This is a genomic window from Mycobacteroides salmoniphilum, from assembly GCF_004924335.1.
Classification (GTDB): Bacteria; Actinomycetota; Actinomycetes; order Mycobacteriales; family Mycobacteriaceae; genus Mycobacterium; species Mycobacterium salmoniphilum.
In genome coordinates this window covers 3,532,832-3,557,589 of sequence record NZ_CP024633.1, presented here as the reverse complement: position 1 = coordinate 3,557,589, position 24,758 = coordinate 3,532,832, and the positions used below count along the sequence as shown (strand labels likewise).

Here is a 24,758-nt window from a genome sequence, read left to right as displayed (position 1 = left end):
ATGACAGTCATCCTCGCCATTGAAAGCTCCTGCGATGAAACCGGAGTGGGTATCGCCGAGCTGACCCCGGACGGGTCGGTGGTGCTGTTGGCCGACGAGGTGGCCTCCAGTGTCGACGAGCACGCACGTTTCGGCGGAGTGGTACCCGAGATCGCGTCCCGCGCACATCTGGAGGCGCTCGGTGTCACCGCCCGGCGTGCGCTGGACATCGCGGGGGTGCAGAAGCCTGACGTGATCGCCGCGACCATCGGGCCCGGATTGGCGGGGGCGCTGCTTGTCGGGGTCTCGGCGGCCAAGGGCCTGGCGTTGGCCTGGGGGATCCCCTTCTACGGCGTCAATCATCTGGGCGGGCACATCGCCGCCGACGTCTACGAGAACGGGCCGCTACCCGAATGCGTGGCGCTGTTGGTCTCGGGTGGACACACCAGCCTGTTGCACGTGCGGTCGCTTGCCGAGCCCATCGAGGAGCTCGGTGCCACGGTCGACGATGCTGCCGGTGAGGCCTACGACAAGGTGGCCCGGCTACTCGGTCTGGGGTACCCGGGCGGCAAGGCACTTGATGAGCTTGCACAGCAAGGCAATTCGTCCGCGGTTCCGTTTCCGCGCGGGATGACGGGGCCGCGCGACGACAGGCATAGCTTCAGCTTCTCGGGGCTCAAGACGGCCGTCGCACGCTACGTCGAAAAACACCGTGAAGCACCCGATTTCTCGCCGGCGGCTGTGGCTGCGGGATTTCAGGAGGCGGTGGCCGATGTACTGACCATGAAGGCGGTGCGTGCGGCGACGGATCTGGGAGTGTCGACGCTGTTGATCGCCGGTGGTGTGGCCGCCAACTCGCGGGTGCGTGAACTCGCTGAGCAGCGGTGCGCCGAGGCAGGCCTGACGCTTCGCGTGCCGCCGCTGCGGTTGTGCACCGACAACGGCGCCATGATCGCCTCCTTCGCAGCGCACCTGGTGGCCGCGGGGGCGCAGCCGTCCTCGCTGCAGGCCGCCACGGATCCGGGGCTGCCGGTCGTGAAGGGTCAGGTGCGGTGATGAGCGTGGCCGACCGGCTTGCCGTCACGGATCTGCTGTACCTGTACGCCGAGCTGATGGACGCAGGGGATTTCGACGGGGTCGGCGAGCTCCTTGGCCGCGGCTCCTTCGGTGGGCAGCAGGGGAGCGTCTCCGGCGCCTCGGCCATCACCAAACTCTTCTTCACCACCACCCGCCGCTACCGCGAGACCGGCGGCACGCCACGCACCAGGCATCTGGTGCTCAACCCGATCGTCGAGGTCACCGGCGACGGCGCAGCCTCGGCTCGGTCGACGTTTTGCGTGGTGCAGGCCACCGAGCAGCTGCCGCTGCAGCCGATCGTCGTGGGCCGATACCGGGACACGTTCGCCCGGGACGAGTGGGGTTGGTACTTCAGCTCGCGCCGGGTGGATGTCGAGATGGTCGGCGATGTGTCGGCGCATCTGCTCATCGATCCCGGGACTCTGAGCGGGTAACAAGAACCCAGCCTTGAGCGCTAGCACTCTCATGTATAGAGTGCTAGATGGCGATCGGTTGGACGTCGTGTCGGCTCCCGCGACGACGGCGCGACACTCATCCGGCCGCCGAAACATCTGTTGACAATCCAGGCTCATGGGCATCAGGCCCACCGAGCCACCCTGAGAGGGAAAGGGATCACTGTGGCCGTGAACATCAAGCCACTCGAGGACAAGATCCTCGTTCAGGCCAATGAGGCCGAGACCACGACTGCTTCCGGTCTGGTCATCCCGGACACCGCCAAGGAGAAGCCGCAAGAAGGCACCGTCGTCGCAGTTGGCCCCGGCCGCTGGGATGAGGATGGCGACAAGCGGATCCCCCTGGACGTGTCCGAAGGCGACGTCGTCATCTACAGCAAGTACGGCGGCACCGAGATCAAGTACAACGGCGAGGAGTACCTGATCCTGTCGGCTCGCGACGTGCTGGCTGTCGTTAGCAAGTAACACCGTGTGACCGCCCCGGAATCGGCCTGCATCGCAGGCGATTTCCGGGGCGGCACGCGTTTTCACACATTCCTGTCCGGTACTGAATCAGCCGAATAGAGAGAACTCATGAGCAAGCTGATCGAATTCAATGAGACCGCGCGCCGCGCCCTGGAAGCTGGGGTCAACAAGCTGGCCGACGTGGTCAAGGTCACGCTCGGTCCCCGTGGACGGCACGTGGTGCTGGCCAAGGCATTCGGCGGTCCCGCCGTGACCAACGACGGCGTCACCATCGCCCGCGATATCGACCTGGAGGACCCGTTCGAGAACTTGGGCGCCCAGCTCGTCAAGTCGGTGGCGACCAAGACCAATGACGTCGCCGGTGATGGCACCACCACCGCCACGGTGCTGGCCCAGGCGCTGGTCAAGGCCGGCCTGCGCAATGTGGCCGCCGGTGCCAACCCGATCGCACTCGGCACCGGTATCGCCCGCGCCGCGGATGCGGTGTCCGAGCGTCTGCTGACGGTGGCCGCCCCGGTATCCGGCGAGCACGCCATCGCCCAGGTGGCCACGGTCTCCTCGCGTGACGCCGAGATCGGCGAGTTGGTTGGCCAGGCCATGACCAAGGTCGGCCGGGACGGTGTGGTCAGTGTCGAGGAATCGTCGACCATCAACACCGAGCTGGTCATCACCGACGGTGTGCAGTTCGACAAGGGCTACCTGTCGCAGTACTTCGTGACCGACTTCGACGAGCAGAAGGCGATCCTGGAAGACGCGCTGGTGCTGCTGCACCGCGACAAGATCAGCTCGCTGCCCGATCTGCTGCCGCTGCTGGAGCTGGTGGCCAAGGAGGGCAAGCCGCTGCTGATCGTGGCCGAGGACGTCGAGGGCGAGCCGCTGTCCACCCTGGTCGTCAACGCAATACGCAAGACCCTCAAGGCCGTCGCGGTCAAGGCGCCGTTCTTCGGTGACCGCCGCAAGGCGTTCCTGGAGGACCTGGCCATCGTCACCAACGCCCAGGTGGTCAACCCCGATGTGGGTCTGTCGCTGCGCGAGGCAGGCATCGAGGTGCTCGGCACCGCCCGCCGCATCGTGGTGAGCAAGGACGAGACGGTCATCGTCGAAGGCGGCGGCACCGAGGACGCCATCAAGGCGCGCGTTGCCCAGCTGAAGGCGGAGATCGAAACCACCGACTCGGACTGGGACCGCGAGAAGCTGCAGGAGCGCCTCGCCAAGCTGGCCGGCGGCGTCGCGGTGATCAAGGTGGGCGCTGCCACCGACACCGCGCTCAAGGAGCGCAAGCACCGCGTGGAGGACGCCGTCTCGGCCGCTAAGGCGGCCGTGGAGGAGGGCATCGTCGCCGGTGGCGGTAGCGCCCTGGTGCAGGCCCGTTCGGCGCTGGACGGCTTGCGTGTCGAGCTCAAGGGTGACGAGGCCAAGGGCGTCGACGTATTCGAAGCCGCGTTGTCCGCGCCACTGTTCTGGATCGCCACCAATGCGGGGCTGGACGGAGCCGTCGTGGTCAGCAAGGTGGCCGAGCTGGACGCCGGGCACGGCTTCAACGCCGCGACGTTGGAGTACGGCGATCTGATCGCCGACGGTGTCATCGACCCCGTGAAGGTGACCCGTTCGGCGGTCATCAACGCCGCGTCGGCCGCCCGGATGATCCTGACCACGGAGACCGCCATCGTGGAGAAGCCGGCGGAACAGGCCGACCACGGGCACGGACACCACGGTCACGCTCACTAGATAGCGCTACGAGAAACACCCCCGGCCCATGAAGCCGGGGGTGTTTTCGTCTGTGCTGTGCGGAGGTTTACTGGACAGATGGCCACTCACCTGTCGCGACTGACGGCGCTTGTCCTGGCCGGGCTACTGCTCTCGGGCTGCGAGGCGAACTTCAGCTTGGGATCATCGTCCCCTGAGCTCGTCAAGGCGAAGCTGGAGCAGGGGCTCAAGGACGGAATCAGGGACAGGACCGGGGTCACGCTCAGCAGCGCCACGTGCGACGGGCCGTTGAAGGGGGAGAAGGGCGCCACGCAACGGTGCGAGGTCGTCGATGGCGAGGGGAAGGCGATCGGTGTCACCGTGACGGCAACCGACGTTCAGGGATCGCAGATCTCCTTCAACTGGAAGGTCGACGACCGGCCGGCGGGCTCGGTCACCTAGATCGGTCTCCGCAAACGTTGGGCCCCCGCAACCCGATGGATGGTTGCGGGGGCCCAACGCATGCTGCACGTGTTAGGCGCTGCGGCGTATCCCGCGGCGCAGAATCAGTTCGCGCTCGGACTCGGAGAGTCCACCCCAAATTCCATACGGTTCGGCGACTGCCAGCGCGTGTGCGCGGCACTGCACCAGCACCGGGCATGCCCGGCACATCTCCTTGGCCTTCATCTCGCGTTGTGCGCGGGCACGGCCGCGTTCACCGTCGGGATGGAAGAACACGGACGAATCGACCCCTCGGCAAAGGCCTTTCATCTGCCAATCCCAAATATCTGCGTTGGGCCCAGGCAATTGCTGTGGCTGCGGCATGTGGTTAACCCTCTCGCTGCGCGCGCAGTCGACCTGCGCGTGAGTGAAGTGCACCAGACGTGTCGCCGATGACAAGCGGTGTACACAAAGTAGGTGCGCGGTCGAAATACAGTCAATAGGCGATGATCATGGCAACATCACACCATTAGGTCCAGAATTAACATCACGTTCATCGTCTTTGCTCTTCGTTGGTACGTAACGCTCGCTCACCTGCGTGGTCAGCGTGTTTTGGCCGTGGGTTTTCCGTTTCCGTAACGCTGCGTTGGGCAACTGTTTACGACACCCGTTGACGTGGATTTAACGTCCGCTGCATCAACTGTTAACTCCATTTTCGAGGGAATTGGTACCGTGACCGCTCCCATGGTGACTTTCCGAACGTCCACAGCCGCCGAGTTCATCGGCGCCGCCTTCGGACCGCATCCAGCAATCTGGCCATTTCCGCCCGCCTCGGCACCTGAGGATGCCTGGCTGCGCGCCGTGGCGCTGGGGGGAGCGGGACGCTATGCCGCCGCGCACGCCGACTTGAACGCCTTGGAGGTGCCGAGGGGTCGCGCGGATCGGCTGGCCTCGCTGGCGCTGAGCACACGTGCGTCGCTCCTGCGTCAGCTCGGGTGGCATGCGCTGGCCCGTGGGTTCGACGGCCGAGCGTTGGCGATGGCCCGTGCGGACGCGGAGGCTCGGTCTGACGCGCTCGTCGGGTTGGCGGCGGATGCGCTGGGGCTGGGGCGATTCCCGCTTGCTCACGCGCTACTGGAACAGGCGGAGCGGCTATCCGCGCACGGCGATGTTCGTTGGCCATGGCGCCTGCCCCTGCGGCTGGCCTGGGTGCATGCCGAGCTGGCCATGGTGTCCGGTGACGGCGCGCGATCGCTGCGGTATGCCCGTACCGCCGAACGGCTCGCACTGGACGTGCCGTCGGTAAGACACCAGGTCAAGACGGCGATGGTGCTCGCGGCTGCGCTCAGTAGCGTGGGCGATGTCGCAGAATCGGCGGTCGTTGCGGCACGGGGTCTGCAGGCCGCGACGGCCCATGGGCTGGTACCGCTGCGCTGGGCGCTGGCGGCGATGCTGGCGAGTCTGCCCGCCTCTGAGGAGCTGGGGCAAAGCCATGAAGACCTCGTTGCTATTCGCCGCGACTGTGCCGCATGGATAGCCCACGCGGGCGGCCGGTGGCGCCTCGAGGTGGTGGACTAAATGCGTTACCCCTCGGCGTCCAACGCTATTGTCCTAGGTGACAGCACCACCACGGTGCACCACACGTAACACTGGGGAATGCGCAGTCGATGACAAGTACGGAGAGCGGGCTCGACGACGTCGTTGCTGCTGCCGTCAAGGGCGATCGCGACGCGCTTTCCGAGGTACTTAGTGCCATCCGGCCCGTCGTGGTGCGATATTGCCGCGCGCGTGTCGGAACGGCGGAAAGAAGTGGTCTCTCCGCAGACGACGTAGCGCAGGAGGTGTGTCTCGCGGTGATCGCAGCGCTGCCTCGCTATCAGGATCAGGGACGCCCGTTCCTGGCGTTTGTGTACGGCATCGCCGCACACAAGGTGGCTGATGCGCATCGTGCGATGGCTCGGGACAAGTCCGATCCGGCCGAGAGCCTTCCCGAGCAGTTCGATCGCCACGCGGGGCCCGAGCAGGAGGCGTTGAACTCCGAGTCGTCACGACGGATGCAGGCCCTGCTGGAAGTGCTGCCCGAGAAGCAGCGCGAGATCCTGATCCTGCGGGTCGTTGTCGGCCTGTCGGCGGAGGAGACCGCCGACGCGGTGGGCAGCAGCGCGGGCGCGGTACGCGTGGCGCAGCACCGGGCATTGCAGAGACTCAAGACCGAGATGACCCGGGCGGGTGATCACCGTGGCTGATGGACGCGGATGGTTCCCCGGCGGGCCGGGCAGGCAGGGCGACGAGGGGCCCGAGGACCTGGCGGCACTGCGGCGCACCAACCGGATGATCGATGCCATCGCGGCGGATCTGCCGGTGGCCACCTCCGATTCCGACGAGTACGCCGTGGCGATGATGTTGGCGGCGTGGCGCGAGGATGTCGGGCGCGAGCCGATGCCGGCCAAACCCACGCTTGGGCAGGCGCGTAACGCCTTGCGTGATCGCGGTGGTCGTTCGCGGCTGCTGGCCACCACGGTGGGTTCGGCTGCCGCCGTGACGTTGCTGTTCGGCGGATTCGGGGCGGCGGTACACCAATCGCATCCCGGTGACGCGTTGTACGGACTGCGTACTTCGTTGTTCGGTGCGGGCCCGACGGTGCGCACCGATCCCGTGGTGTTGTCGGCGCAGACTGAGCTCGCTCAGGTGGAAAAGCTTATTTCCCAAGGTGATTGGGAGGGTGCGCAGCAGCAGCTCGGGGTGGCCGCCGCGCGCGTCAACGAGGTCGGCGACGCCCAGCAGAAGGCCGAACTGGCCAGCCGGGTGCAGCAGGCGGAGGTCAGAATCGACGCCAAGGACCCCGTGGCGACGGTGCCGCCGGAGATGGTGACCGAGACACCGCGAATCATGCTGTCGCCTCCGGTGATTGCGACCGTCACGAGCACGACGACCTCGGTGACTTCGACGTCATCGGAATCCACGGCTACGACGACGACCCCGACGACGACGCCCTCGTCGCCGACGGAGACGACCACCACAGCCTCGTCGCCGACAGAGACGACCAGTTCGACGTCAACGAGCACCTCCGGCTCCGCATCGCCGAGCTCCACGTCGACATCGACTTCGACCTCCGTGTCGGCCACATCGACGCCGCCGAGCGCGACATCGACGGCCACCTCCGCCACCTCCAGTGCGCCGGTGACGACGACGGTGCCCACGCCGTCCACATCCGTGGCGGGGTCGACGGTCAGCACCACGGCGCCCTCGACGGCCCCCGTTGTGACTGTCCCCACCACTCCCGACGGGGTGACCATCGTCACCACCCAGCGGGGAGCGGTGGACACCCCCGTCATCACCGCGCCGACGACGATCCAGGCTCCGTCCCCGATTACGCGCACCCCTGATAACCCGGTGCCGGTCTATCAGGCACCCGTCAACAGTCCAGGCTCCGGGAACATCCATGGTTTCCCGGGCAGTGGCGGGAGTGCGGGCTCTGACTCCGACGGTCCGTCACGGCACATGCCGGTGATGACCTCGGTGCCGGTGGCGCCGGCCAATCCCGGGGGTGGATCGTCGAGCCACGGCAGCGGGTCGGGTTCGAGCTCCGGCGAATAAGCTCCAGAGCGGCTAAATCAGCGGAATCCGTCGCGATCCGTCGCGGCCTCGTTGAGTGAGGCATCCGCGTATCCGCGGCAATAATCCCAGGTCACATAAGCTTCCGGCTCCGGATCGAAGGCGGGCTCGTGTGGTCGCACGGTCCCGTCCACGAGCAGCTGCAGCAGGTTCGCGCGGAGCATGTCCCAGTCGTGATAGTGGTCCTGCTGGCATTCGTCACAGCAAACGACCAACCCGCGAATTCCCTTATGCGCGAGCAACGCCTCATAGACCGCGAGGTCGGCGAGATCTTCCTCGACCGCGATCCGCTCCTGCGGATCGAGCGGCTGACCCGGCTCGATCGCGTCGAGTGCGGCCGACGGATCATGGGGATCGTCGGCGAACGGATCTGGTGGCAATCCCGGCGGAAAGTGGTCGCGCACACTCCTAGAGTACGCAGTTCGCGGGTTCGCGCGCCAGCTCACGTGGGGCATGTCCAAGCACACGTCCGGGAGATTGCGGCCGCGGCGAGCCGATAGGATGGATCTACTCCTTTCCATTCCACTCCTGGGATGTATACGACGGCTATCTGGCATGGAGGCTTGAATGACCATTGCGGCAGGGTCCGTCCACACCGGCGGCGACGATCCGCACAAGGTCGCCATGCTCGGGTTGACCTTTGATGATGTGCTGTTGCTGCCCGCAGCCTCGGACGTGTTGCCCAACGGCGCCGACACGTCCTCGCAGCTGACGAAGCGGATCAGGCTGAACGTCCCGCTCGTCAGCTCGGCGATGGACACGGTGACCGAGGCCCGAATGGCCATCGCGATGGCCCGTGCGGGAGGTATGGGGGTGTTGCATCGCAACCTCTCCCTGGAGGACCAGGCCGGTCAGGTCGAGACCGTCAAGCGGTCCGAGGCCGGCATGGTGACCAACCCGGTGACCTGCTCGCCCGACAACACCCTCGCCGAGGTCGACGCACTGTGTGCTCGGTTCCGCATCTCGGGTCTGCCGGTCGTCGACAAGGCAGGTTCGCTCGTCGGCATCATCACCAACCGCGATATGCGGTTCGAGGCGGACCTGTCCAAATCGGTCGCGGAGGTGATGACCAAGCCGCCGCTGATCACCGCGCGCCAGGGAGTGACCGCCGACGCCGCGCTGGGTCTGCTGCGGCGCAACAAGATCGAGAAGCTGCCCATCGTCGATGGGGAGGGTCGTCTGACCGGCCTCATCACGGTCAAGGATTTCGCGAAGACCGAACAGCACCCCAATGCCACCAAGGACAGCGACGGACGGCTTCTGGTCGGCGCGGCCGTCGGTGTGGGCGATGATGCCTGGACGCGGGCCATGGCGCTCGTGGACGCCGGTGTCGACGTGCTGATCGTGGACACCGCGCACGCGCATAACCGCAAGGTGCTGGACATGGTCGGCAAGCTCAAGGCCGAGGTGGGCGAGCGGGTCGACGTGGTCGGTGGGAACGTCGCCACCCGGTCGGGCGCCGCGGCGCTCATCGAGGCGGGCGCCGACGCGGTGAAGGTCGGGGTGGGCCCCGGTTCCATCTGCACCACCCGCGTGGTGGCCGGTGTCGGTGCACCGCAGATCACCGCGATCCTCGAGGCGGCGTCGGTCTGCCACTCTGCCGGTGTTCCCCTGATCGCCGACGGCGGCATGCAGTACTCGGGCGATATCGCCAAAGCGCTTGCGGCGGGTGCGTCGACCACCATGCTGGGGTCGCTGCTGGCTGGTACCGCGGAGTCGCCCGGTGAGCTGATCTTCGTCAATGGCAAGCAGTTCAAGAGCTACCGCGGCATGGGGTCCATGGGTGCCATGCAGGGCCGCGGTGCGGCCGGGAACACCGGGCGAAGCTATTCGAAGGACCGCTACTTCCAGGACGACGTGCTGTCGGAGGACAAGCTGGTGCCTGAGGGCATCGAGGGCCGGGTTCCGTTCCGTGGTCCTTTGTCGACAGTCATGCACCAATTGACGGGCGGCCTGCGCGCTGCCATGGGGTACACCGGGGCGTCGAGCATCGAAGAGCTGCAACACGCCCAGTTCGTACAGATCACCGCGGCGGGGCTCAAGGAGAGCCATCCGCATGACATCACCATGACGGCCGAAGCGCCGAACTACTACGTGCGTTAACAGTCGGCACCGCAAAGGAACTCAACATGCGTGACCTCGTCGAAATCGGCATGGGCAGAAGCGCCCGCCGTACCTACGAACTCGATGATGTGAACATCGTCCCGTCGCGTCGCACCCGTTCCTCACAGGACGTGTCGACGGCATGGCAGCTCGATGCTTACCGTTTCGAGATTCCGGTGGTGGCGCACCCGACCGATGCGCTGGTTTCTCCGCGCTTCGCCATCGAACTCGGCCGGGCCGGCGGGCTCGGCGTCATCAACGGTGAGGGACTGTGGGGCCGGCACGCCGATGTGGAGGCCCGCATCGCCGAGGTGGTCGAGGTTGCCCAGAAGGAGCCGGAGCCGTCCGCCGCGATTCGCTTGTTACAGCAATTGCATTCGGCACCAATCGATCCTGAGCTGTTGGCGGCGGCCATCGCCGAGGTGCGCGGGGCCGGGGTGACGACTGCGGTGCGGGTGAGCCCGCAGAACGCGCAGCTGCTCACCCCCCATCTGATCTCCGCCGGTATCGACCTGTTGGTCATCCACGGCACCATCGTCTCGGCCGAGCGGGTGGCCCGCGACGGTGAGCCGCTCAACCTGAAAACCTTTATCTCCGAACTGGATATCCCCGTGGTCGCCGGTGGTGTGATCGATCACCGCACGGCCCTGCACCTGATGCGGACCGGGGCCGCGGGTGTCATCGTCGGGTACGGGCAGACCGCGGGCGCGACGACCAGCGGCGAGGTGCTCGGTATCAGTGTCGCGATGGCCACCGCCATCGCCGACGCCGCCGCCGCCCGCCGTGAATATCTTGACGAGACCGGCGGCCGGTATGTGCATGTGCTGGCCGACGGCGACATCCGCACCTCGGGAGACCTCGCGAAGTCCATCGCCTGTGGTGCCGACGCCGTCGTACTGGGTACACCGCTGGCCGCCGCGCAGGAGTCCGCGGGTGACGGGTGGTTCTGGCCGAATGCTGCCGCACACCCGTCGCTGCCCCGTGGCGCACTGTTGCAGGTGGCTGTGGGTGAGCGGCCGCCGCTGAGCGAGGTGCTCGCCGGGCCGGCCGACGACCCGTTCGGCACGTTGAATCTTGTTGGTGGGCTCCGTCGTTCGATGGCGAAGTCCGGATACTGCGATCTCAAGGAATTTCAGAAGGTCGGGCTGACCGTCAACTCTTAGACATGTGTCTACTTAGGGTGACCTAATTTACATAACCCCCCTCGTTGTATTCCATACTGGTCGGTAACGTGACCACGCGGAGGTAGGCCAACGATGTCATCACCGGTAGCAGTCCAGTCAGAACCTGACTTTGACGTCCTCATCGTCGGATCCGGATTCGGCGGGAGCGTCACCGCCATGCGGTTGACCGAAAAGGGTTACCGCGTAGGGGTCCTGGAGGCCGGTCGCCGGTTCTCGGACGAGGAATTCGCCGAGACATCGTGGGATCTGCGCAAGTTCCTGTGGGCGCCGATGTTCAAGTGCTTCGGGATTCAGCGGATCCATCTGCTGAGTAACTGCATGATCCTGGCGGGTGCCGGGGTGGGCGGTGGCTCGCTGAACTACGCCAACACGCTGTACGTACCGCCGGAGCCGTTCTTCAGCGACCCGCAGTGGAAGGGCATCACCGACTGGCGTTCCGAGCTCTCGCCGCATTACGAGCAGGCGCAGCGGATGCTTGGCGTGGTGAAGAACCCCACCTTCACCGATGCGGATCGGCTCATCAAGGAGGTCGCCGACGACATGGGTGCCGGCGACACCTTCGTCGCCACACCGGTGGGTGTCTACTTCGGGCCCGACGGCGCCAAGGCTCCCGGAGTCAAGGTGGCCGATCCCTACTTCGGTGGTGCCGGACCCGACCGGGTGGGCTGCACCGAGTGTGGTTCCTGCATGACCGGTTGCCGAGTCGGCGCCAAGAACACCCTCGTCAAGAACTATCTGGGGCTGGCTGAATCCTCTGGTGCCCAGGTCATTCCGCTCACCACTGTCACCGCGGTCGAACAGGGTGCTGACGGTGTATGGCGGGTTTCCACCAAGGCGACGGGCCGCTGGATGCGCAAGCAGCGCAAGACCTACACGGCCAAGTACGTGGTGCTGGCCGCCGGGACCTGGGGCACGCAGAACCTGTTGTTCAAGATGAAGGACAAGGGTCTGCTGCCCAAGCTGTCGCAGCGTCTGGGTGTGTTGACGCGGACCAACTCCGAATCCATCGTCGGTGCAGGCCGATTGGAGTACAAGGACGATCTGGACCTCACCCACGGTGTGGCCATCACCTCCTCGTTCCACCCGACCAGCGACACGCATATCGAGCCGGTGCGGTACGGCAAGGGCTCCAACGCGATGGGCCTGCTGCAGACCCTGATGACCGACGGCGATGGCGAGAAGTCGCGGTGGCGTCAGCTCGTCGAGGCCGCCCGTGCCGATCCGCGGGGTACGTTGCGCATGCTCAACGTGACGCAGTGGAGTGAGCGGACGGTCATCGCCCTGGTCATGCAGCACCTGGACAACTCGATCACCACGTTCACCAAGAAGACGCTGTTCTGGCGGCGCCTCGACAGCAAGCAGGGCCACGGCGAACCCAACCCCACCTGGATTCCCGCGGGCAACGAGGCCACGCGGCGGCTTGCCGCCAAGATCGATGGCGTGGCGGGTGGCACCTGGGGTGAGCTGTTCAACATCCCGCTCACCGCCCACTTCCTGGGCGGTGCGGTGATCGGGACGAGCCCGGAGGACGGCGTCATCGACCCCTATCACCGGGTGTACGGCTACCCGACCATGTACGTCGTGGACGGTGCCGCGATCTCGGCGAACCTGGGCGTCAACCCGTCGCTGAGTATCACCGCGCAGGCCGAGCGCGCGGCGTCGTTGTGGCCCAACAAGGGCGAGATGGACCTGCGTCCGGAGCAGGGGCTGCCGTATCAGCGGATGGCGACGGTGCCCCCGGCGCACCCCGTTGTTCCGGCGGGTGCTCCCGGCGCTTTGCGGAATCTGCCGATCGAACCGGTGCGGTCGGTCAGTTAGATCCGGGGTAATCCCCCGCAAGCGGGTGGGGGCACCTCCCACTCGTGGGGGCGTGCCCCCAGCGCCACTAAGCTAAGTCAGTGGCGCAAACGGAGCAGCATGGCGACCGACCGGTTCTGGTCATCGACTTCGGGGCACAGTACGCGCAGCTGATCGCACGGCGTGTGCGTGAGGCGCGGGTGTTCTCCGAGGTCATCCCGCACTCGGCGAGCATCGACGAGATCAAGGAACGCAACCCCCGGGCGATCGTCCTGTCGGGTGGCCCGTCGAGTGTCTATGAAGAGGGCGCACCCCAGCTCGACCCCGGTGTATTCGATTTGGATGTTCCCGTTTTCGGTATCTGCTACGGCTTTCAGGCCATGGCGCAGGTGCTCGGCGGCACCGTCGCGCACACCGGCACCAGCGAGTACGGCCGCACCGAGCTGAACGTGGTGGGCGGAGACCTGCATGAAGGTCTGCCCGACGTCCAGCCCGTGTGGATGAGCCACGGCGATGCTGTAACCGAAGCACCCCAAGGCTTTACCGTGGTCGCCAGCAGTGAGGGTGCTCCTGTCGCGGCATTCGAGGACCGCTCTCGCCGCCTGGCCGGTGTGCAGTACCACCCCGAGGTGCTGCATTCGCCCCACGGACAGCAGGTACTGAGCCGGTTCCTGCATGAGTTCGCGGGCATCGAATCCGCGTGGACGGCAGCCAATATCGCCGAATCGCTGGTCGAGCAGGTGCGCGCGCAGATCGGTGACGGCCGCGCATTGTGCGGGCTCTCTGGTGGGGTGGATTCCGCCGTGGCGGCAGCCCTGGTGCAGCGCGCCATCGGGGACAGGCTGACCTGTGTGTTCGTCGACCACGGTCTGCTGCGCAGCGGAGAGCGCGCGCAAGTGGAACACGACTTTGTGGCGGCCACCGGCGCCAAGCTGGTGACTGTCGATGTCGCGGAGAAGTTCCTTGGTGAGCTCGCCGGTGTCAGCGACCCGGAGGCCAAACGCAAAATCATCGGCCGTGAATTCATCCGGGCGTTCGAGGGAGCCGTCTCCGATGCGATCGGCAACTCCGAGGACGGGATCGAGTTTTTGGTGCAGGGCACGCTGTACCCGGACGTCGTCGAGTCCGGGGGCGGCAGCGGCACCGCCAATATCAAGAGTCACCACAATGTGGGTGGGCTGCCCGAGGACCTGAGCTTCGCCCTTGTGGAGCCGCTGCGGCTGCTGTTCAAGGACGAGGTCCGGGCGGTCGGCCGCGAGCTGGGCTTGCCTGAGGAAATCGTTGGCCGCCAGCCCTTCCCGGGGCCGGGTCTGGCCATCAGAATCGTCGGTGAGGTCACCGCGGACCGGCTGGACACTCTGCGCCGCGCCGATGCCATTGCGCGCGAGGAGCTCACCGCCGCCGGCCAGGACCGCAACATCTGGCAGTGCCCGGTGGTGCTGTTGGCCGATGTGCGCTCGGTCGGGGTGCAGGGTGACGGCCGTACCTATGGGCATCCGATTGTGTTGCGGCCGGTGTCCAGTGAGGACGCGATGACCGCCGATTGGACGCGTCTGCCGTACGAGGTGCTGGAGCGCATCTCGACCCGAATCACCAACGAGGTTCCCGAGGTGAACCGGGTGGTGCTGGACATCACCAGCAAGCCGCCCGGCACCATCGAATGGGAGTGAGCTTCGTCCGGCGGGCGAGAGCGTTGGGGTACGCCCCCACGAGTGGGAGGTGCCCCCACCCGCGTGCGGGGGCCGACTAGGGGTTACTCAGGTCCGGTTACGGCGGGTCGGAATCGCTACCAGCGCAACGCCTATGGCGATCGCCACGGCAATCGCGACCCAGCCGAGCAGATTGCTGTGCACCAATGCTCCGAAGTCTTGGCCGGTCAGGGCCCAGCCCCCGACGACCAAGGCGACCAGCCCGGACAGGACCAACAGGATGGACGGTCTGCCCTTCTCCTCGGCGGTGGCCTCCGGCGAGGATCCCGCTCGATTCTCGGCTGTGAGCTCATGGTCGGCGCCGGATACTGGTTCGTCGATGTTCTCAGACACGTTGCACCTCAATACTTCCTACATTTACCGTTGCGTTGATCGTCAGTACCGGACCGGTGCCGTTGGGCGAGGGCAGGCAATCGAAGCTGCCGATGCTCACCTCGCATGAGGTGTGCACATTCATCGAGGGAGGAACCAGTACCTGGATATCGCCCATCCCGACGTCGAGATTTACCGTCTTATCGTGGGTGAGTGTGACCTGCGTGAGGTCGAGGGTGATGGTGCCGATACCGATCTCGTAATAGTCCTCGATATCGGAAGCCTCTGTGACACGGTAACTTTGGTCGCCGACGTTGGGTGACACCTCGAGTGGGCCGATGGAGGATGCCACGATGACGAATACGGCCAGCGGTACCGCCAGGAAGAGCAGTGAGTAACCGCTGCGGAGCCATGCCCCGACCAACATGCCCACTCCCAGGACAACCAGTGCCGCCGCTGCCACCACTACGGGTGTTACCCAGCTGCCGCCGAGTAGCCCGATGGCCACGAGCACCGCGCTGATGATGAGCGCCGCCCCGATGGTCACCGAGACCACGCGAGACCTGGGTTTGGCAGGCGGTGCGGGCAACGGAACCTGATCGGGTACGTCCCAGGCGAAAGGGGCCGCCCGTAGTGGATCCCACGTGGGCGGGGGAGGCGGCAAGAGCGGCTCGGTGGCCGCGGTATTGCTGTTCGATTCGCCATCTTCAGTGGTGAGAGGCTCACCGGTGCTGGACTGCGCCGTCGAACTCGCCGGAGGCGCGGGAGTTTCGGTCTGGCGCTGATAGAGCAGATACCAGCCCCCGAGCAGGACGACGGCACTGACCAATCCCCACGGGTCGCGGTCGGGATCGATGAACGGTCCGCCGACAAGCAGCAAGACGATGATCCAGAAGACCATCTTCACCTTGGACTCGTGGTACGGGGTGGTGTAGCGGGCGGTGGGCATCAGCAACCAGCACGCCACATACATGATGGCGCCCGCGCCGCCGAAAATTGTTGTCACCACGAAAATTACGCGTACCAACAGCGGATCCACGTTGTAGCGGTAGCCGATTCCCGCGGCAACACCGGCGAGCTTGCCATGTCCCGGCAGTCGCAACGGCCGCGTCCGCCACATGTCTCCGAGGGTGGAGGACGGCGTCCGTTTGGTGGTGGTATCCGTATCCATGACAGCTATGTTGCCCAGTCGCGGGCATGTACGCCATCAGGATTCACCCTGATCTTTGCAAGGCGGGGTTCAGGGATAAGCCCGATGCCGTAGGGAGCTTTGCCATGGCAGTATCGCAGAGGTGAGTCCCACGTTCCGGAATGCGTTCGCCGGCGGGAATCGGCTGACTGCCGCCCCGCCGTTGCGTCGGCGTACCGGTGGACGGGTGATCGCCGGTGTCGCCGGGGGGCTCGCCGATCATCTCGACGTTCCGGTGTTTCGGGTGCGATTGGCCTTTGCGGTGCTCGGTGCGGCCAGCGGAATGGGCATCGCGGCCTACGGGCTGCTGTGGATGCTGATGCCGCCGGGCGACGACGTCGCCGCTGTCAGCGCGACGGACCGCAGGCGGGCGACAGGGCTCTTGCTGTTGAGTCTTGCCGCGCTGATCATCTTGATGTCCACGATCAGTGGTTCGACGGCAGCATTGGTCTTCCCCATTGTGCTGGCGCTGGTCGGGCTCGCCGTGGTGTGGCGTGAATTCGATACGCAGGGGCCAAGTTCGGCGGTGCTGGGCGAGTCGGGCAAATCGTCGCTGTTGACCTTGGTCCGGGTGATCGCCGGTGCGGCACTGGTCTTCGGTGGGATCGCGGTGGTGGTCTTGCGCAATGTGGATTTGTCCTCGCTGCGTGACTCGCTGGTGGCGATCGCCGCCACCTTGGTGGGCGCGGTGCTGTTGACAGTGCCGTTGTGGCTGCGATTGTGGCGTGCTCTCGGTGCCGAGCGTGCCGCACGCATCCGTACCGAGGAGCGTGAAGAAATCGCCTCGCATCTGCACGATTCGGTGCTCCAGACGCTGGCGCTGATCCAGAAGCGGACAGATAACCCCGGTGAGGTGCTGCGGCTGGCTCGCAGCCAGGAGCGGGAACTGCGCAGCTGGTTGTTCTCCGCGGGGGTCTCCTCGGACTCATCGCTGGCACAGGAGCTGCGCACCGTGGCCGGGGAGGTGGAGGATGCGCACACCGTGGTGGTCAGTTCGGTGATCGTTGGCGATGCCGATCTGTCTGCGGAACCCGAGACCAGACGAGCGCTGATCGGGGCCATCCGCGAGGCACTCGTCAACGCCGCCAAGCATTCCGGGCAATCGGATATCAACCTTTATGCCGAGGTGGAACCCGGGCAGATCAGCGTTTTCGTCAGAGACCGGGGCAAGGGGTTTGATCTCGAGGCGGTGCCACAGGACCGGCAGGGCATCGTGCGCTCCATCAAGGCCAGGGTGATGCGCCGCGGTGGACAGGTACAGATCAAATCGGAGATCGGCAAGGGTACCGAGGTGCGAATTACCATGCCGTACAACGATGCCAATCATGACGACGCGCAGAAGGGTGCGTAATGCTGCGGGTATTCCTGGTCGACGATCACGGGGTGTTCCGGTCCGGGGTGCGGGCTGAGCTGGCGGGCGAATCGGATATCGAGATCGTGGGGGAGGCCGGTTCGGTTGTCGAGGCGGTCACCGGAATACGGGTCAGCGCACCGGATGTGGTGTTGCTTGATGTGCACATGCCCTCCGGTGGTGGGGTCGCCGTCATCAACGGGGTCGGCGGTTCCGGACCGGTGTTTCTAGCGCTCAGTGTGTCGGATGCGGCCGAGGACGTCATTGCGGTAATTCGCGCGGGAGCCAGAGGCTATGTCACCAAGACGATCTCGGGGAGTGAACTCGCCGATGCGGTGCGCCGGGTGGCCGGAGGGGATGCGGTGTTCAGTCCGCGCCTTGCCGGATTCGTGCTCGATTCGTTCACCGGACGCTCGAATGCTCCGGAGCCGGCACTGGATCCGGAGCTGGACTCGTTGACTCCACGCGAGCTTGAGGTGCTGCGGCTCCTCGCCCGCGGATACACCTACCGGGAGATCGCCGAGGATCTGGTGATCTCCGTCAAGACGGTGGAGACGCATGCCTCCAATGTGCTGCGTAAGACGCAGCAGTCCAATCGCAACGCGTTGACCCGTTGGGCGCATACCCGCCAGCTCGACTAGGACCAGGCCCGCCGACACTGGGCCTCGTGGCGGACGTGCGCGACAGGAATCCGCCGCAACGCGGCGTGTCGGCAGATGGGGCCAGCATGGGGCCCAGCCCGTACCTCCCGTCTTGACGGTTGTCGGTGGCTAGGTGTTTACTCCAGACATCGAACATATGTTCTAGTCGAGTGTGTCTGGAGGTGCGGTTGTGACGGCAGTGGCGGCCGCCGATGAGGTGCTGGTCAACCGCGCTGACCAGCTACAAAAGCTCCGGCAGCAGATGGCGTCGATATCGGGAAAGGTCGGTGGGGACAGGTCGTCGGCTGGCCGGTTCCAGGAGGCGCTGCCGGACGCTCAATCTTTGCTGCCGGGGTCCGATGTGCTGGCCAGATCGATAGGTCACGTGTTGCGGCGCGGCACGGTCGCGGTGGCCAGCGGAGCCCGTTCACTGCCCCTGGATGTGGTGGCTTCGGTGACCGCCGCGGGCGGATACGCCGCGATTGTGGGCATGCCGGAGGTGAGCGTGTTGGCGGCAGTGGAGCGGGGGGCGGATCTGAGCCGGCTGGCGTTGATTCCCCACCCGGGCCTGAGTGCGGTGGAGGTGGCCTCGGTGCTCATGGACGGGATGGATCTGGTGGTGCTGGGTCTGGGTGGCCGAAGAGTGACCTCGACATCGGCACGCGCGATAGTGGCCCGGGCACACAGCAACGGATGCACGCTGTTGGCCGTCGAGGGAGATTGGGAAGGCGCCGCGGTGCGGTTGCAGGCCCGGGTAACCGGCTATGACGGGGTGGCTGCCTGTGGGCTGGGGCGGATTCGTGGGGTGCGGACAGTGGTACGGGCGACGGGGCGCGGGGTGTCCAGAGCTGCCGGGGAGGTGTGTGGCAGCCGTGGCTCGATCAGGTCCGCATAGACGGCAGCGTAAAGCTCCTCGGGTGCTGGCGATTTGGTGCCCGGACTGGCCAGCGGTGGCGGCTGCGGCGATGGCTGATCTTCCTGCTACCCGGCCCGTGGCGGTGACCCTGGCCAACAGGGTGACGGCATGCACTGCCGCCGCACGGGCACTGGGGGTGCGACGGGGTATGCGGCGGCGCGAGTCTCAAGCCCGTTGTCCACAACTGCATATCGTGGCGGCCGATGTCGATCGCGATGCGCGGTTCTTCGAGCCGATGATCGCCGCGGTGGATGATCTGGTGCCGGGGGCCGAGATCCTGCGCCCCGGGCTGATGGCGCTGCCGGTGACCGGTGCCGCCCGGTACTTCGGCAGTGAGCAGACCGCGGCGGAACGGCTGGCCGATGCGGTCTCGGTGGCCGGGGCCGAATGCCAGGTGGGCATTGCCGATCAGATGTCCACGGCGGTGTACGCCGCGCGGCATGCGGCATTGGTGTCCCCCGGTGGGGATGCGGAGTTCCTGGCTCCACTGTCGATCAAGGAGATGGCCGCCGAACCCAGCCTGTGTCACCCGCAGCGCGAAGACTTGGTGGATCTGTTGTGGCGTATGGGAATCCGCACCATAGGAGCTTTCGCGGAGCTGGCGCGGTCGGATGTCGCCTCGCGGTTCGACGATGACGCGGTGCAGGCCCACCGCCATGCGCGTGCCGAACCGCAGCGCTCTCCCTCGGGCCATGCGGTCCCGGCCGAGCTGGGGGTCGAGCTGCCGTGTGATCCGCCGATCGAGCGGGTGGATGCGGCGGCTTTCGCGGGGCGAACGCTGGCGGTGAGCCTGCACGAGGCGCTGGCCTCGGCCGGAGTGGCCTGCTCCCGGTTGGCCATTCACGCGGTGACGGTGGACGGCCAGGAGTTGTCGCGGGTGTGGCGGTGTGCCGAACCGCTGACCGAGGAGGCGACCGCCGATCGGGTGCGCTGGCAGCTTGACGGCTGGCTTGCCCGGCGCCGGTCTCTGGACGGACCGGTGGCGATGTTGCGGTTGGAGCCGGTCGAGGTGGTGGCTGCCGAGGCATTGCAGCTGACGTTGTGGGGGGCGGTGGGCGCTGAGGAACGCCAGCGTGCTCGTCGCGCATTGACACGAGTTCAGGATTTATTGGGAGAGGAGTCGGTACAAGTGGGAGTGGTCAGCGGCGGGCGTGGCCCGGCCGAACGAATTACATTGGTGCCCTTAGGAGATGAGTTGAGACCACGGGCCGATCCCGATGCGCCGTGGCCCGGGAGGCTGCCCGATCCGGCTCCGACGGTGCTGCTCGGCGAGGACGGCGAACCGGTGGAGCTGTTAGATATCGATGGAGCGCCGGTGACGGTGACCGGACGGGGAATGTTCTCCGGGGAACCGGCCAGGGTCCGGCGGGGCAATGGACGCTGGGAGCTGAGTTGGTGGGCGGGACCATGGCCGATCGATGAGCGATGGTGGGAGGAGCAAGAGCCGACTCCCGCTCCGGTATCCGTGGCCGCCAGGGCCCAAGTGCTGCTGGAAGACACGGGTGGCGGTCAGGCGCTGCTCCTGCATTTCCGCAGGCAGCGATGGTACGTGGAGGGTGTTTATGAATGACGGTCTCGCCGGAATCAGCGAGCGCCGTCAACCTTTCGCGCGAATACGCTCACTCGCTCGATGAATCGCGCGAAGAACGCCTCGGGGTCGGTTTCCACCGCGATCTGCGCATTGGGCTTCTGGCCCCACTGGCCCTTCCAGTCCGCGATGGTCATCGCACGGGTCAGGTCGCCAGTCAGCTCGACATCCACGGTTGCGGAGCGGGTTTGGACCAATGATGGATCCAGCGCCACCGCAGCGGCGAACGGATCGTGCATATGCGCCAAGAAGCCCTCGTCCTGCTTCATATGGAACTCGAAATAGAAACGCACCGCGTCTTCGATAAATCGCAGCAGCGAGTTGGTCGCCGCCGAACGGCTCGACGGAAGGTCGAGCACCGACAGCGGCGTGGTGGTGGCACCCGTGGCCTCGGCCAGTCTGACCAGATGCTCTGGTGTCATGGCGATCGTCTCGGTGAGATTCAGGCCGCACACGATCGGAAGTTCTTGTACGCCAGCGGCTCCCCACGCGGCGTACACCTCCGCCGTCGCGCCCGGATCCACCACGACATTCCATTCCGCCACCGGCGTGGTGTTGCCCGGGTAGTCGAAGGAGCCGCCCATGATGACCAGCCGTTTGATGAGTTTGGGCAACTCGGGCTCGGTGCGCAGGGCCAGCGCCAAATTGGTGAGCGGGCCGGTCGCCAGGCCCACCAACTCGCCGGGGTGTGCGTGCGCGGCCCTCACCCAGGCCTCGGCCGCGTCGTAATCGGTGAGCGTGCGCGTGGAGTTCGGCAGCACGGCATACCCGAGCCCGGTGGGTCCATGCGTGTCTTCTGCGGTGCGTAGCGCCGCGCTCAACGGCTCGGCGACGCCCTTGGATACGGGGATCTGCGGGGCCTTGCACAGCTCTAGCAGCCCCAGATTGTTCGCGCAGACATGATCCACTGAGACATTGCCCGCCGTAGAGGCGATACCGACGATCTCCACGTCCTCGCTAGCGAGGAGAAGGATCAATCCCAGTGCGTCGTCGACTCCGGTATCAACGTCGGCAAAAACGGAAACCATGGACGTCAACCTACCGTCAGTTAGCTCGCTAATCCGGGCACCGGCGTGTCTTGCGGCCCGTTTCTAGCTCACCAATGCACTCCGGGGATGAGGCGTACCACCTTCATCACCGGACCTGGAACACGTAACTTCGGGACGGTCGCAACGCGCTTGGCCGCCTTGGGGCGACGTCGCGAGGTCGACAGGTCCTGGCGATCGTCGACGGGCTCCAAGCCCCGGGCGGCCCGGGAATCCGGATATGCCAGATACATCTGGTGCATGATCCGCCGGGTCAGCTTCGGTGTCATATACCGGCCGATATCGGCGTAGGTGCCCATCGGATGGTCGATCCGGGTCGGCTTCTCGATCAGTCCGCGAACCACCATGGCGGCGGCATGTTCCGGCGTGAGCCCGCGTACCACGTTCAGCTTGTTGGAAGGCTGGATCATCGGCGTCTTCACCAGCGGCATATGGATATTGGTGAAGGTGATGTGATCCGACACCGTCTCGGTCGCGACCACATCGGAGAAGGCATCCAGTGCCGCCTTGGTGGGGATGTACGACGCGTACTTGGGGTTGCGGGTCTGCACACCGGCCGTCGACACATTGACGACATGGCCGAATTTCCTTTCCCGCCAATGAGGGAGAAGCGCCAGCACCAGGCGCACGGCGCCAAAGTAGTTGATCGCCATGACCCGTTCGTAGTCATGGAATCGGTCGACGGTGTTCACCACCGAACGGCGAATCGAGCGACCGGCATTGTTGACCAGATAGTCCACATGCCCGAACTGGCCGAGGATGCTCTTCACGGTGTCGTCGACGGCCGAATAGTCGGTCAGATCGCAGGGAAACGCATGCGCCTTACCGCCGTCCTCGCGGATCTCCGCGACAAGGTTGTCGAGCGCCTCGGCGTCGCGCGCTACGGCGAAGACGGTGCCACCGCGCTGGGCGACCGCGATGGCTGCCGCACGTCCGATACCGCTGGATGCGCCGGTGATGATGACGTGCCGGCCGACCAGCGGTCCGGCGGGGTCGTCACGGCGGTACCGCTCCGGGTCCAGATTCTTGCGCCAGTACTGATACAGCTTGCCCGCGTAGCTGCTAAACGGGGGCACCGTAATACCACTGGGACGCAAGGCTTTTTGCGTCGCCTCGGAGACGAAGGTGGGCATGATCTCGGTGATGTCGATGACCTCGGGCGGGATGCCGAGCTGGGTGACCACCATGTTGCGCCAGACCTTGAGCGTTCCGCGTGCCCGCAGAAACGGGGTGGCCATGGCATGGGGAAGCGAGCCACGCACGGGTGGCAGACCGGCAGCGGGCGCAATGCCGGAGTAGATATCGCGCAGGTAGGTCACCTCAGGATTGGTCAGGTGGAAGGCCTGCCCATCACGGCCCTCCTGGTGCATCAGCTCGACGGTCGCGTCGACGACGTAATCGACCGGAACGATGTTGGAGCGCCCGGCCTTTGGCAGCATCATCGGTGTGAACCGGGGCAGGCGCGCAAGCTTGGCGAACACCCCGAAGAAGTAGTACGGGCCGTCGATCTTGTCCATCTCGCCGGTCTTGGAATCGCCGACGACGACGGCAGGCCGGTAAATCCGGAAGTGCAGGCCGGGCTCCGAGCGCACCAGTAACTCGGCCTCGAACTTGGTCTGGTGATAGGGCGTCGGCAGATCCTGGTTGACGTCGAAGTCTTCCTCGGTGAATTCGCCCTCGTAACTGCCCGCGACCGCGATGGAGGAGATGTGGTGCAGGGTGGCACCGGTGCGTTTGGCCAGCGCGATGACAGATCGCGTGCCCTCCACGTTCGCGGTGCGCTGTGCCTGGTCGTCCACGGTGATGTCATAGATCGCGGCACAGTGCACGATGTGATCGGCGGTGACCGGATCCCCGTCGGCGGGCAGGCCGAGATCGGCTTGAGTGAGGTCACCCACCAGCGGCTGCACGCGGTCGTCCCATTGTTCGGCGAGCTTCTCGAACCGCGAGAGGGATTCACGCCGCACCAGGACGGCGACCTCGGCGCCCGGCTGGGTCTCGAGAATTCGGGACACGATCCGTCGTCCGATGAAGCCGGTGCCGCCGGTAACGATGTATTTCACGTGCTACCTCTGAGACTGTTGGGCCGCTTATCGGCCCGGTTGGAGTCATCGTTGCCGTTTTGGGGTGTTTCGTCAACGTTGTGTGACAAGTTCGTCATTGGGGAGTTAGCCATGGGGGATACTCCAGGAATGTCGCGCATCCAGGTGTTCAGTGCTGCCCGGACCACGGGCAATGCTGCCTGGTGGTCGTGCGTGGTAGCCGTGCTGGTGAACCGGGGGCTCGACCCTCGGGGCTGGGATTTCGGTTGGACCGCGTACACGCCGCTGACCGATGGTGCGCCGCACCGCTACGCCGACTACGTCACGTCGTTCGACCCCACCGTGCAGCTGGTGGGCGTGGTCGTGTTCGCCGCGTTTTCGATCGTGGTGGTCTCGGCCGTCGTCGAGATGGCGATCATCCGACAGTGGCGGGCCGCGGTGACAGTTGTTATCCCATTCATCTCGATGGGGGTGATTGGCTACGCGTTCGGTGGCATCGACAGTACGGTCATCTGGTCGCCGACTGCGATTCTGGTATTCGTCCTTGCGGCCGTGGCGATACGGCAGGTGTGGATGCGTCGGTTCGCTCCGACGATGGGGGATGAACGGTGATCGATACGGTGTCCACGACGCCTGTGACGCCGATTGTGCCGGTCGGACTCGGTGCCAGTAGATCGGCGCCCGTGCTCTGGGCCATCCAATACGCGTTGGCGTGCATCCCTCTGGTTGCCGTGGTCGCGGCGGTATGGGCCGTGACGGCGCCGCCCGCGCACGCGAGCACCCCGTTGCAGCATGCGGTGGGCGTGTTGGGGCTGCTGTGCATCGCAGGTGCGGTGGCGTGGGTGATCCTTCGGCCCCTGCAGCGCTATCGCGCATATCGTTGGGGAGTCCTCGACGACAACCTGGTGTATATCGCGTCGAAGACGTTGTGGCTCAGATCTTTCTGGGTCATTCCGTTTGCCTTGGTGCGGACCGTGGAACTGCGACAAGACCCACTGTCGCGATCCTTGGGGTTGGCGATGGTGGTGGTGCGGGCGGATCAGGGAGAGCTGCGAATCGTGGGCCTGGATGTCGAGACCGCGCGTGAGGTCGTCGAGAAGCTGTTCGGGTTGGTGGATGAGGCTTCGGTATATCAATGAAGTGACGTTGTTCCCGGCCGCCGCGA

24 protein-coding genes are annotated in these 24,758 nt (G+C 65.7%); 18 read left to right on the top strand and 6 right to left on the bottom strand.

Features of this window, described 5'->3' with window-relative positions; translation table 11 throughout:
* The 5 genes from tsaD to DSM43276_RS17635 all read left to right on the top strand — a co-directional run bounded on the left by tsaD (position 1) and on the right by DSM43276_RS17635 (position 4,121).
* Positions 1 to 1,035 carry a tRNA (adenosine(37)-N6)-threonylcarbamoyltransferase complex transferase subunit TsaD gene (gene tsaD, locus DSM43276_RS17655; RefSeq protein WP_078327705.1) on the top strand — a complete coding sequence of 345 codons (1,035 nt, stop codon included), beginning with the start codon at positions 1 to 3 and terminating at the stop codon, positions 1,033 to 1,035.
* Positions 1,035 to 1,490 (top strand): nuclear transport factor 2 family protein, encoded by a 456-nt coding sequence (locus DSM43276_RS17650; RefSeq protein ID WP_078327704.1) that lies wholly within the window; start codon positions 1,035 to 1,037, stop codon positions 1,488 to 1,490. The genes tsaD and DSM43276_RS17650 overlap by 1 nt, the downstream gene beginning before the upstream one ends.
* A gap of 183 nt (positions 1,491 to 1,673) precedes the next feature.
* Positions 1,674 to 1,973 (top strand): co-chaperone GroES, encoded by a 300-nt coding sequence (groES, locus tag DSM43276_RS17645; protein ID WP_070952100.1) that lies wholly within the window; start codon positions 1,674 to 1,676, stop codon positions 1,971 to 1,973.
* Positions 1,974 to 2,081: 108 nt separating this feature from the next.
* A complete protein-coding gene (gene groL / locus DSM43276_RS17640) occupies positions 2,082 to 3,701 on the top strand; it encodes a chaperonin GroEL (protein ID WP_078323566.1) in 1,620 nt (539 codons plus the stop codon).
* Positions 3,702 to 3,791: 90 nt separating this feature from the next.
* Positions 3,792 to 4,121: a DUF4333 domain-containing protein gene (locus tag DSM43276_RS17635; RefSeq protein WP_078327768.1), complete on the top strand. Its 330-nt coding sequence runs from the start codon at positions 3,792 to 3,794 to the stop codon at positions 4,119 to 4,121.
* A gap of 72 nt (positions 4,122 to 4,193) precedes the next feature.
* Here the strand turns inward: DSM43276_RS17635 and DSM43276_RS17630 are convergent, their stop codons facing one another.
* Complete coding sequence (locus tag DSM43276_RS17630) at positions 4,194 to 4,484, bottom strand: WhiB family transcriptional regulator (protein ID WP_030096777.1); 291 nt, start codon at positions 4,482 to 4,484, stop codon at positions 4,194 to 4,196.
* 360 nt (positions 4,485 to 4,844) lie between these two features.
* Between DSM43276_RS17630 and DSM43276_RS17625 the strand changes: the two genes are divergently transcribed.
* From DSM43276_RS17625 to DSM43276_RS17615, 3 genes are all read left to right on the top strand, one after another.
* Entirely contained in the window at positions 4,845 to 5,678 is an 834-nt protein-coding gene (locus DSM43276_RS17625) for a hypothetical protein (RefSeq protein ID WP_078327703.1), read from the top strand.
* An 89-nt stretch (positions 5,679 to 5,767) separates the two neighbouring features.
* A complete protein-coding gene (locus DSM43276_RS17620; RefSeq protein ID WP_078323568.1) occupies positions 5,768 to 6,346 on the top strand; it encodes a sigma-70 family RNA polymerase sigma factor in 579 nt (192 codons plus the stop codon).
* The gene (locus DSM43276_RS17615) at positions 6,339 to 7,697 is read left to right on the top strand and encodes an anti-sigma-D factor RsdA (protein ID WP_078327767.1); all 1,359 of its coding nucleotides are present in this window, start codon (positions 6,339 to 6,341) and stop codon (positions 7,695 to 7,697) included. Before DSM43276_RS17620 ends, DSM43276_RS17615 begins: the two co-directional genes overlap by 8 nt.
* 17 nt (positions 7,698 to 7,714) lie before the next feature.
* Here the strand turns inward: DSM43276_RS17615 and DSM43276_RS17610 are convergent, their stop codons facing one another.
* A complete protein-coding gene (locus tag DSM43276_RS17610; protein WP_005056069.1) occupies positions 7,715 to 8,119 on the bottom strand; it encodes a DUF5319 domain-containing protein in 405 nt (134 codons plus the stop codon).
* A 163-nt stretch (positions 8,120 to 8,282) separates the two neighbouring features.
* Between DSM43276_RS17610 and guaB the strand changes: the two genes are divergently transcribed.
* The 4 genes from guaB to guaA all read left to right on the top strand — a co-directional run bounded on the left by guaB (position 8,283) and on the right by guaA (position 14,469).
* Positions 8,283 to 9,818: an IMP dehydrogenase gene (gene guaB / locus DSM43276_RS17605; protein ID WP_078327702.1), complete on the top strand. Its 1,536-nt coding sequence runs from the start codon at positions 8,283 to 8,285 to the stop codon at positions 9,816 to 9,818.
* A gap of 26 nt (positions 9,819 to 9,844) precedes the next feature.
* A complete protein-coding gene (locus DSM43276_RS17600) occupies positions 9,845 to 10,981 on the top strand; it encodes a GuaB3 family IMP dehydrogenase-related protein (protein ID WP_078323570.1) in 1,137 nt (378 codons plus the stop codon).
* A gap of 93 nt (positions 10,982 to 11,074) precedes the next feature.
* Positions 11,075 to 12,820 (top strand): FAD-dependent oxidoreductase, encoded by a 1,746-nt coding sequence (locus DSM43276_RS17595; protein WP_078327701.1) that lies wholly within the window; start codon positions 11,075 to 11,077, stop codon positions 12,818 to 12,820.
* A gap of 80 nt (positions 12,821 to 12,900) precedes the next feature.
* Complete coding sequence (gene guaA / locus DSM43276_RS17590) at positions 12,901 to 14,469, top strand: glutamine-hydrolyzing GMP synthase (protein ID WP_078327700.1); 1,569 nt, start codon at positions 12,901 to 12,903, stop codon at positions 14,467 to 14,469.
* 87 nt (positions 14,470 to 14,556) lie between these two features.
* Here the strand turns inward: guaA and DSM43276_RS17585 are convergent, their stop codons facing one another.
* Both DSM43276_RS17585 and DSM43276_RS17580 read right to left on the bottom strand, forming a co-directional pair.
* A complete protein-coding gene (locus DSM43276_RS17585; RefSeq protein WP_078327699.1) occupies positions 14,557 to 14,841 on the bottom strand; it encodes a tetraspanin family protein in 285 nt (94 codons plus the stop codon).
* Positions 14,834 to 15,991 (bottom strand): PspC domain-containing protein, encoded by a 1,158-nt coding sequence (locus tag DSM43276_RS17580; RefSeq protein WP_078327698.1) that lies wholly within the window; start codon positions 15,989 to 15,991, stop codon positions 14,834 to 14,836. Before DSM43276_RS17580 ends, DSM43276_RS17585 begins: the two co-directional genes overlap by 8 nt.
* A gap of 163 nt (positions 15,992 to 16,154) precedes the next feature.
* On the opposite strand from DSM43276_RS17580, the gene DSM43276_RS17575 reads away from it, so the two are divergent.
* From DSM43276_RS17575 to DSM43276_RS17560, 4 genes are all read left to right on the top strand, one after another.
* Entirely contained in the window at positions 16,155 to 17,360 is a 1,206-nt protein-coding gene (locus DSM43276_RS17575; RefSeq protein WP_268807837.1) for an ATP-binding protein, read from the top strand.
* Entirely contained in the window at positions 17,360 to 18,001 is a 642-nt protein-coding gene (locus tag DSM43276_RS17570) for a LuxR C-terminal-related transcriptional regulator (protein WP_078327696.1), read from the top strand. The genes DSM43276_RS17575 and DSM43276_RS17570 overlap by 1 nt, the downstream gene beginning before the upstream one ends.
* A gap of 190 nt (positions 18,002 to 18,191) precedes the next feature.
* Positions 18,192 to 18,896 carry a hypothetical protein gene (locus tag DSM43276_RS17565; RefSeq protein ID WP_078327766.1) on the top strand — a complete coding sequence of 235 codons (705 nt, stop codon included), beginning with the start codon at positions 18,192 to 18,194 and terminating at the stop codon, positions 18,894 to 18,896.
* Positions 18,897 to 18,966: 70 nt separating this feature from the next.
* Positions 18,967 to 20,487, top strand: a complete 1,521-nt coding sequence (locus tag DSM43276_RS17560; protein ID WP_234802925.1) for a DNA polymerase Y family protein — start codon at positions 18,967 to 18,969, stop codon at positions 20,485 to 20,487.
* A gap of 14 nt (positions 20,488 to 20,501) precedes the next feature.
* Here the strand turns inward: DSM43276_RS17560 and DSM43276_RS17555 are convergent, their stop codons facing one another.
* Together DSM43276_RS17555 and DSM43276_RS17550 are read right to left on the bottom strand one after the other, a co-directional pair.
* Positions 20,502 to 21,533: a nucleoside hydrolase gene (locus tag DSM43276_RS17555; RefSeq protein WP_078327694.1), complete on the bottom strand. Its 1,032-nt coding sequence runs from the start codon at positions 21,531 to 21,533 to the stop codon at positions 20,502 to 20,504.
* 68 nt (positions 21,534 to 21,601) lie between these two features.
* Positions 21,602 to 23,614: an SDR family oxidoreductase gene (locus DSM43276_RS17550; protein ID WP_078327693.1), complete on the bottom strand. Its 2,013-nt coding sequence runs from the start codon at positions 23,612 to 23,614 to the stop codon at positions 21,602 to 21,604.
* 129 nt (positions 23,615 to 23,743) lie between these two features.
* Here DSM43276_RS17550 and DSM43276_RS17545 point away from each other — a divergent pair, with 129 nt between their 5' ends.
* Together DSM43276_RS17545 and DSM43276_RS17540 are read left to right on the top strand one after the other, a co-directional pair.
* On the top strand, positions 23,744 to 24,205 hold the full coding sequence (locus tag DSM43276_RS17545) for a hypothetical protein (protein ID WP_078327692.1): 462 nt from the start codon (positions 23,744 to 23,746) through the stop codon (positions 24,203 to 24,205).
* An 8-nt stretch (positions 24,206 to 24,213) separates the two neighbouring features.
* Entirely contained in the window at positions 24,214 to 24,732 is a 519-nt protein-coding gene (locus DSM43276_RS17540) for a PH domain-containing protein (protein ID WP_412458613.1), read from the top strand.
* Positions 24,733 to 24,758 lie beyond the last annotated feature (26 nt).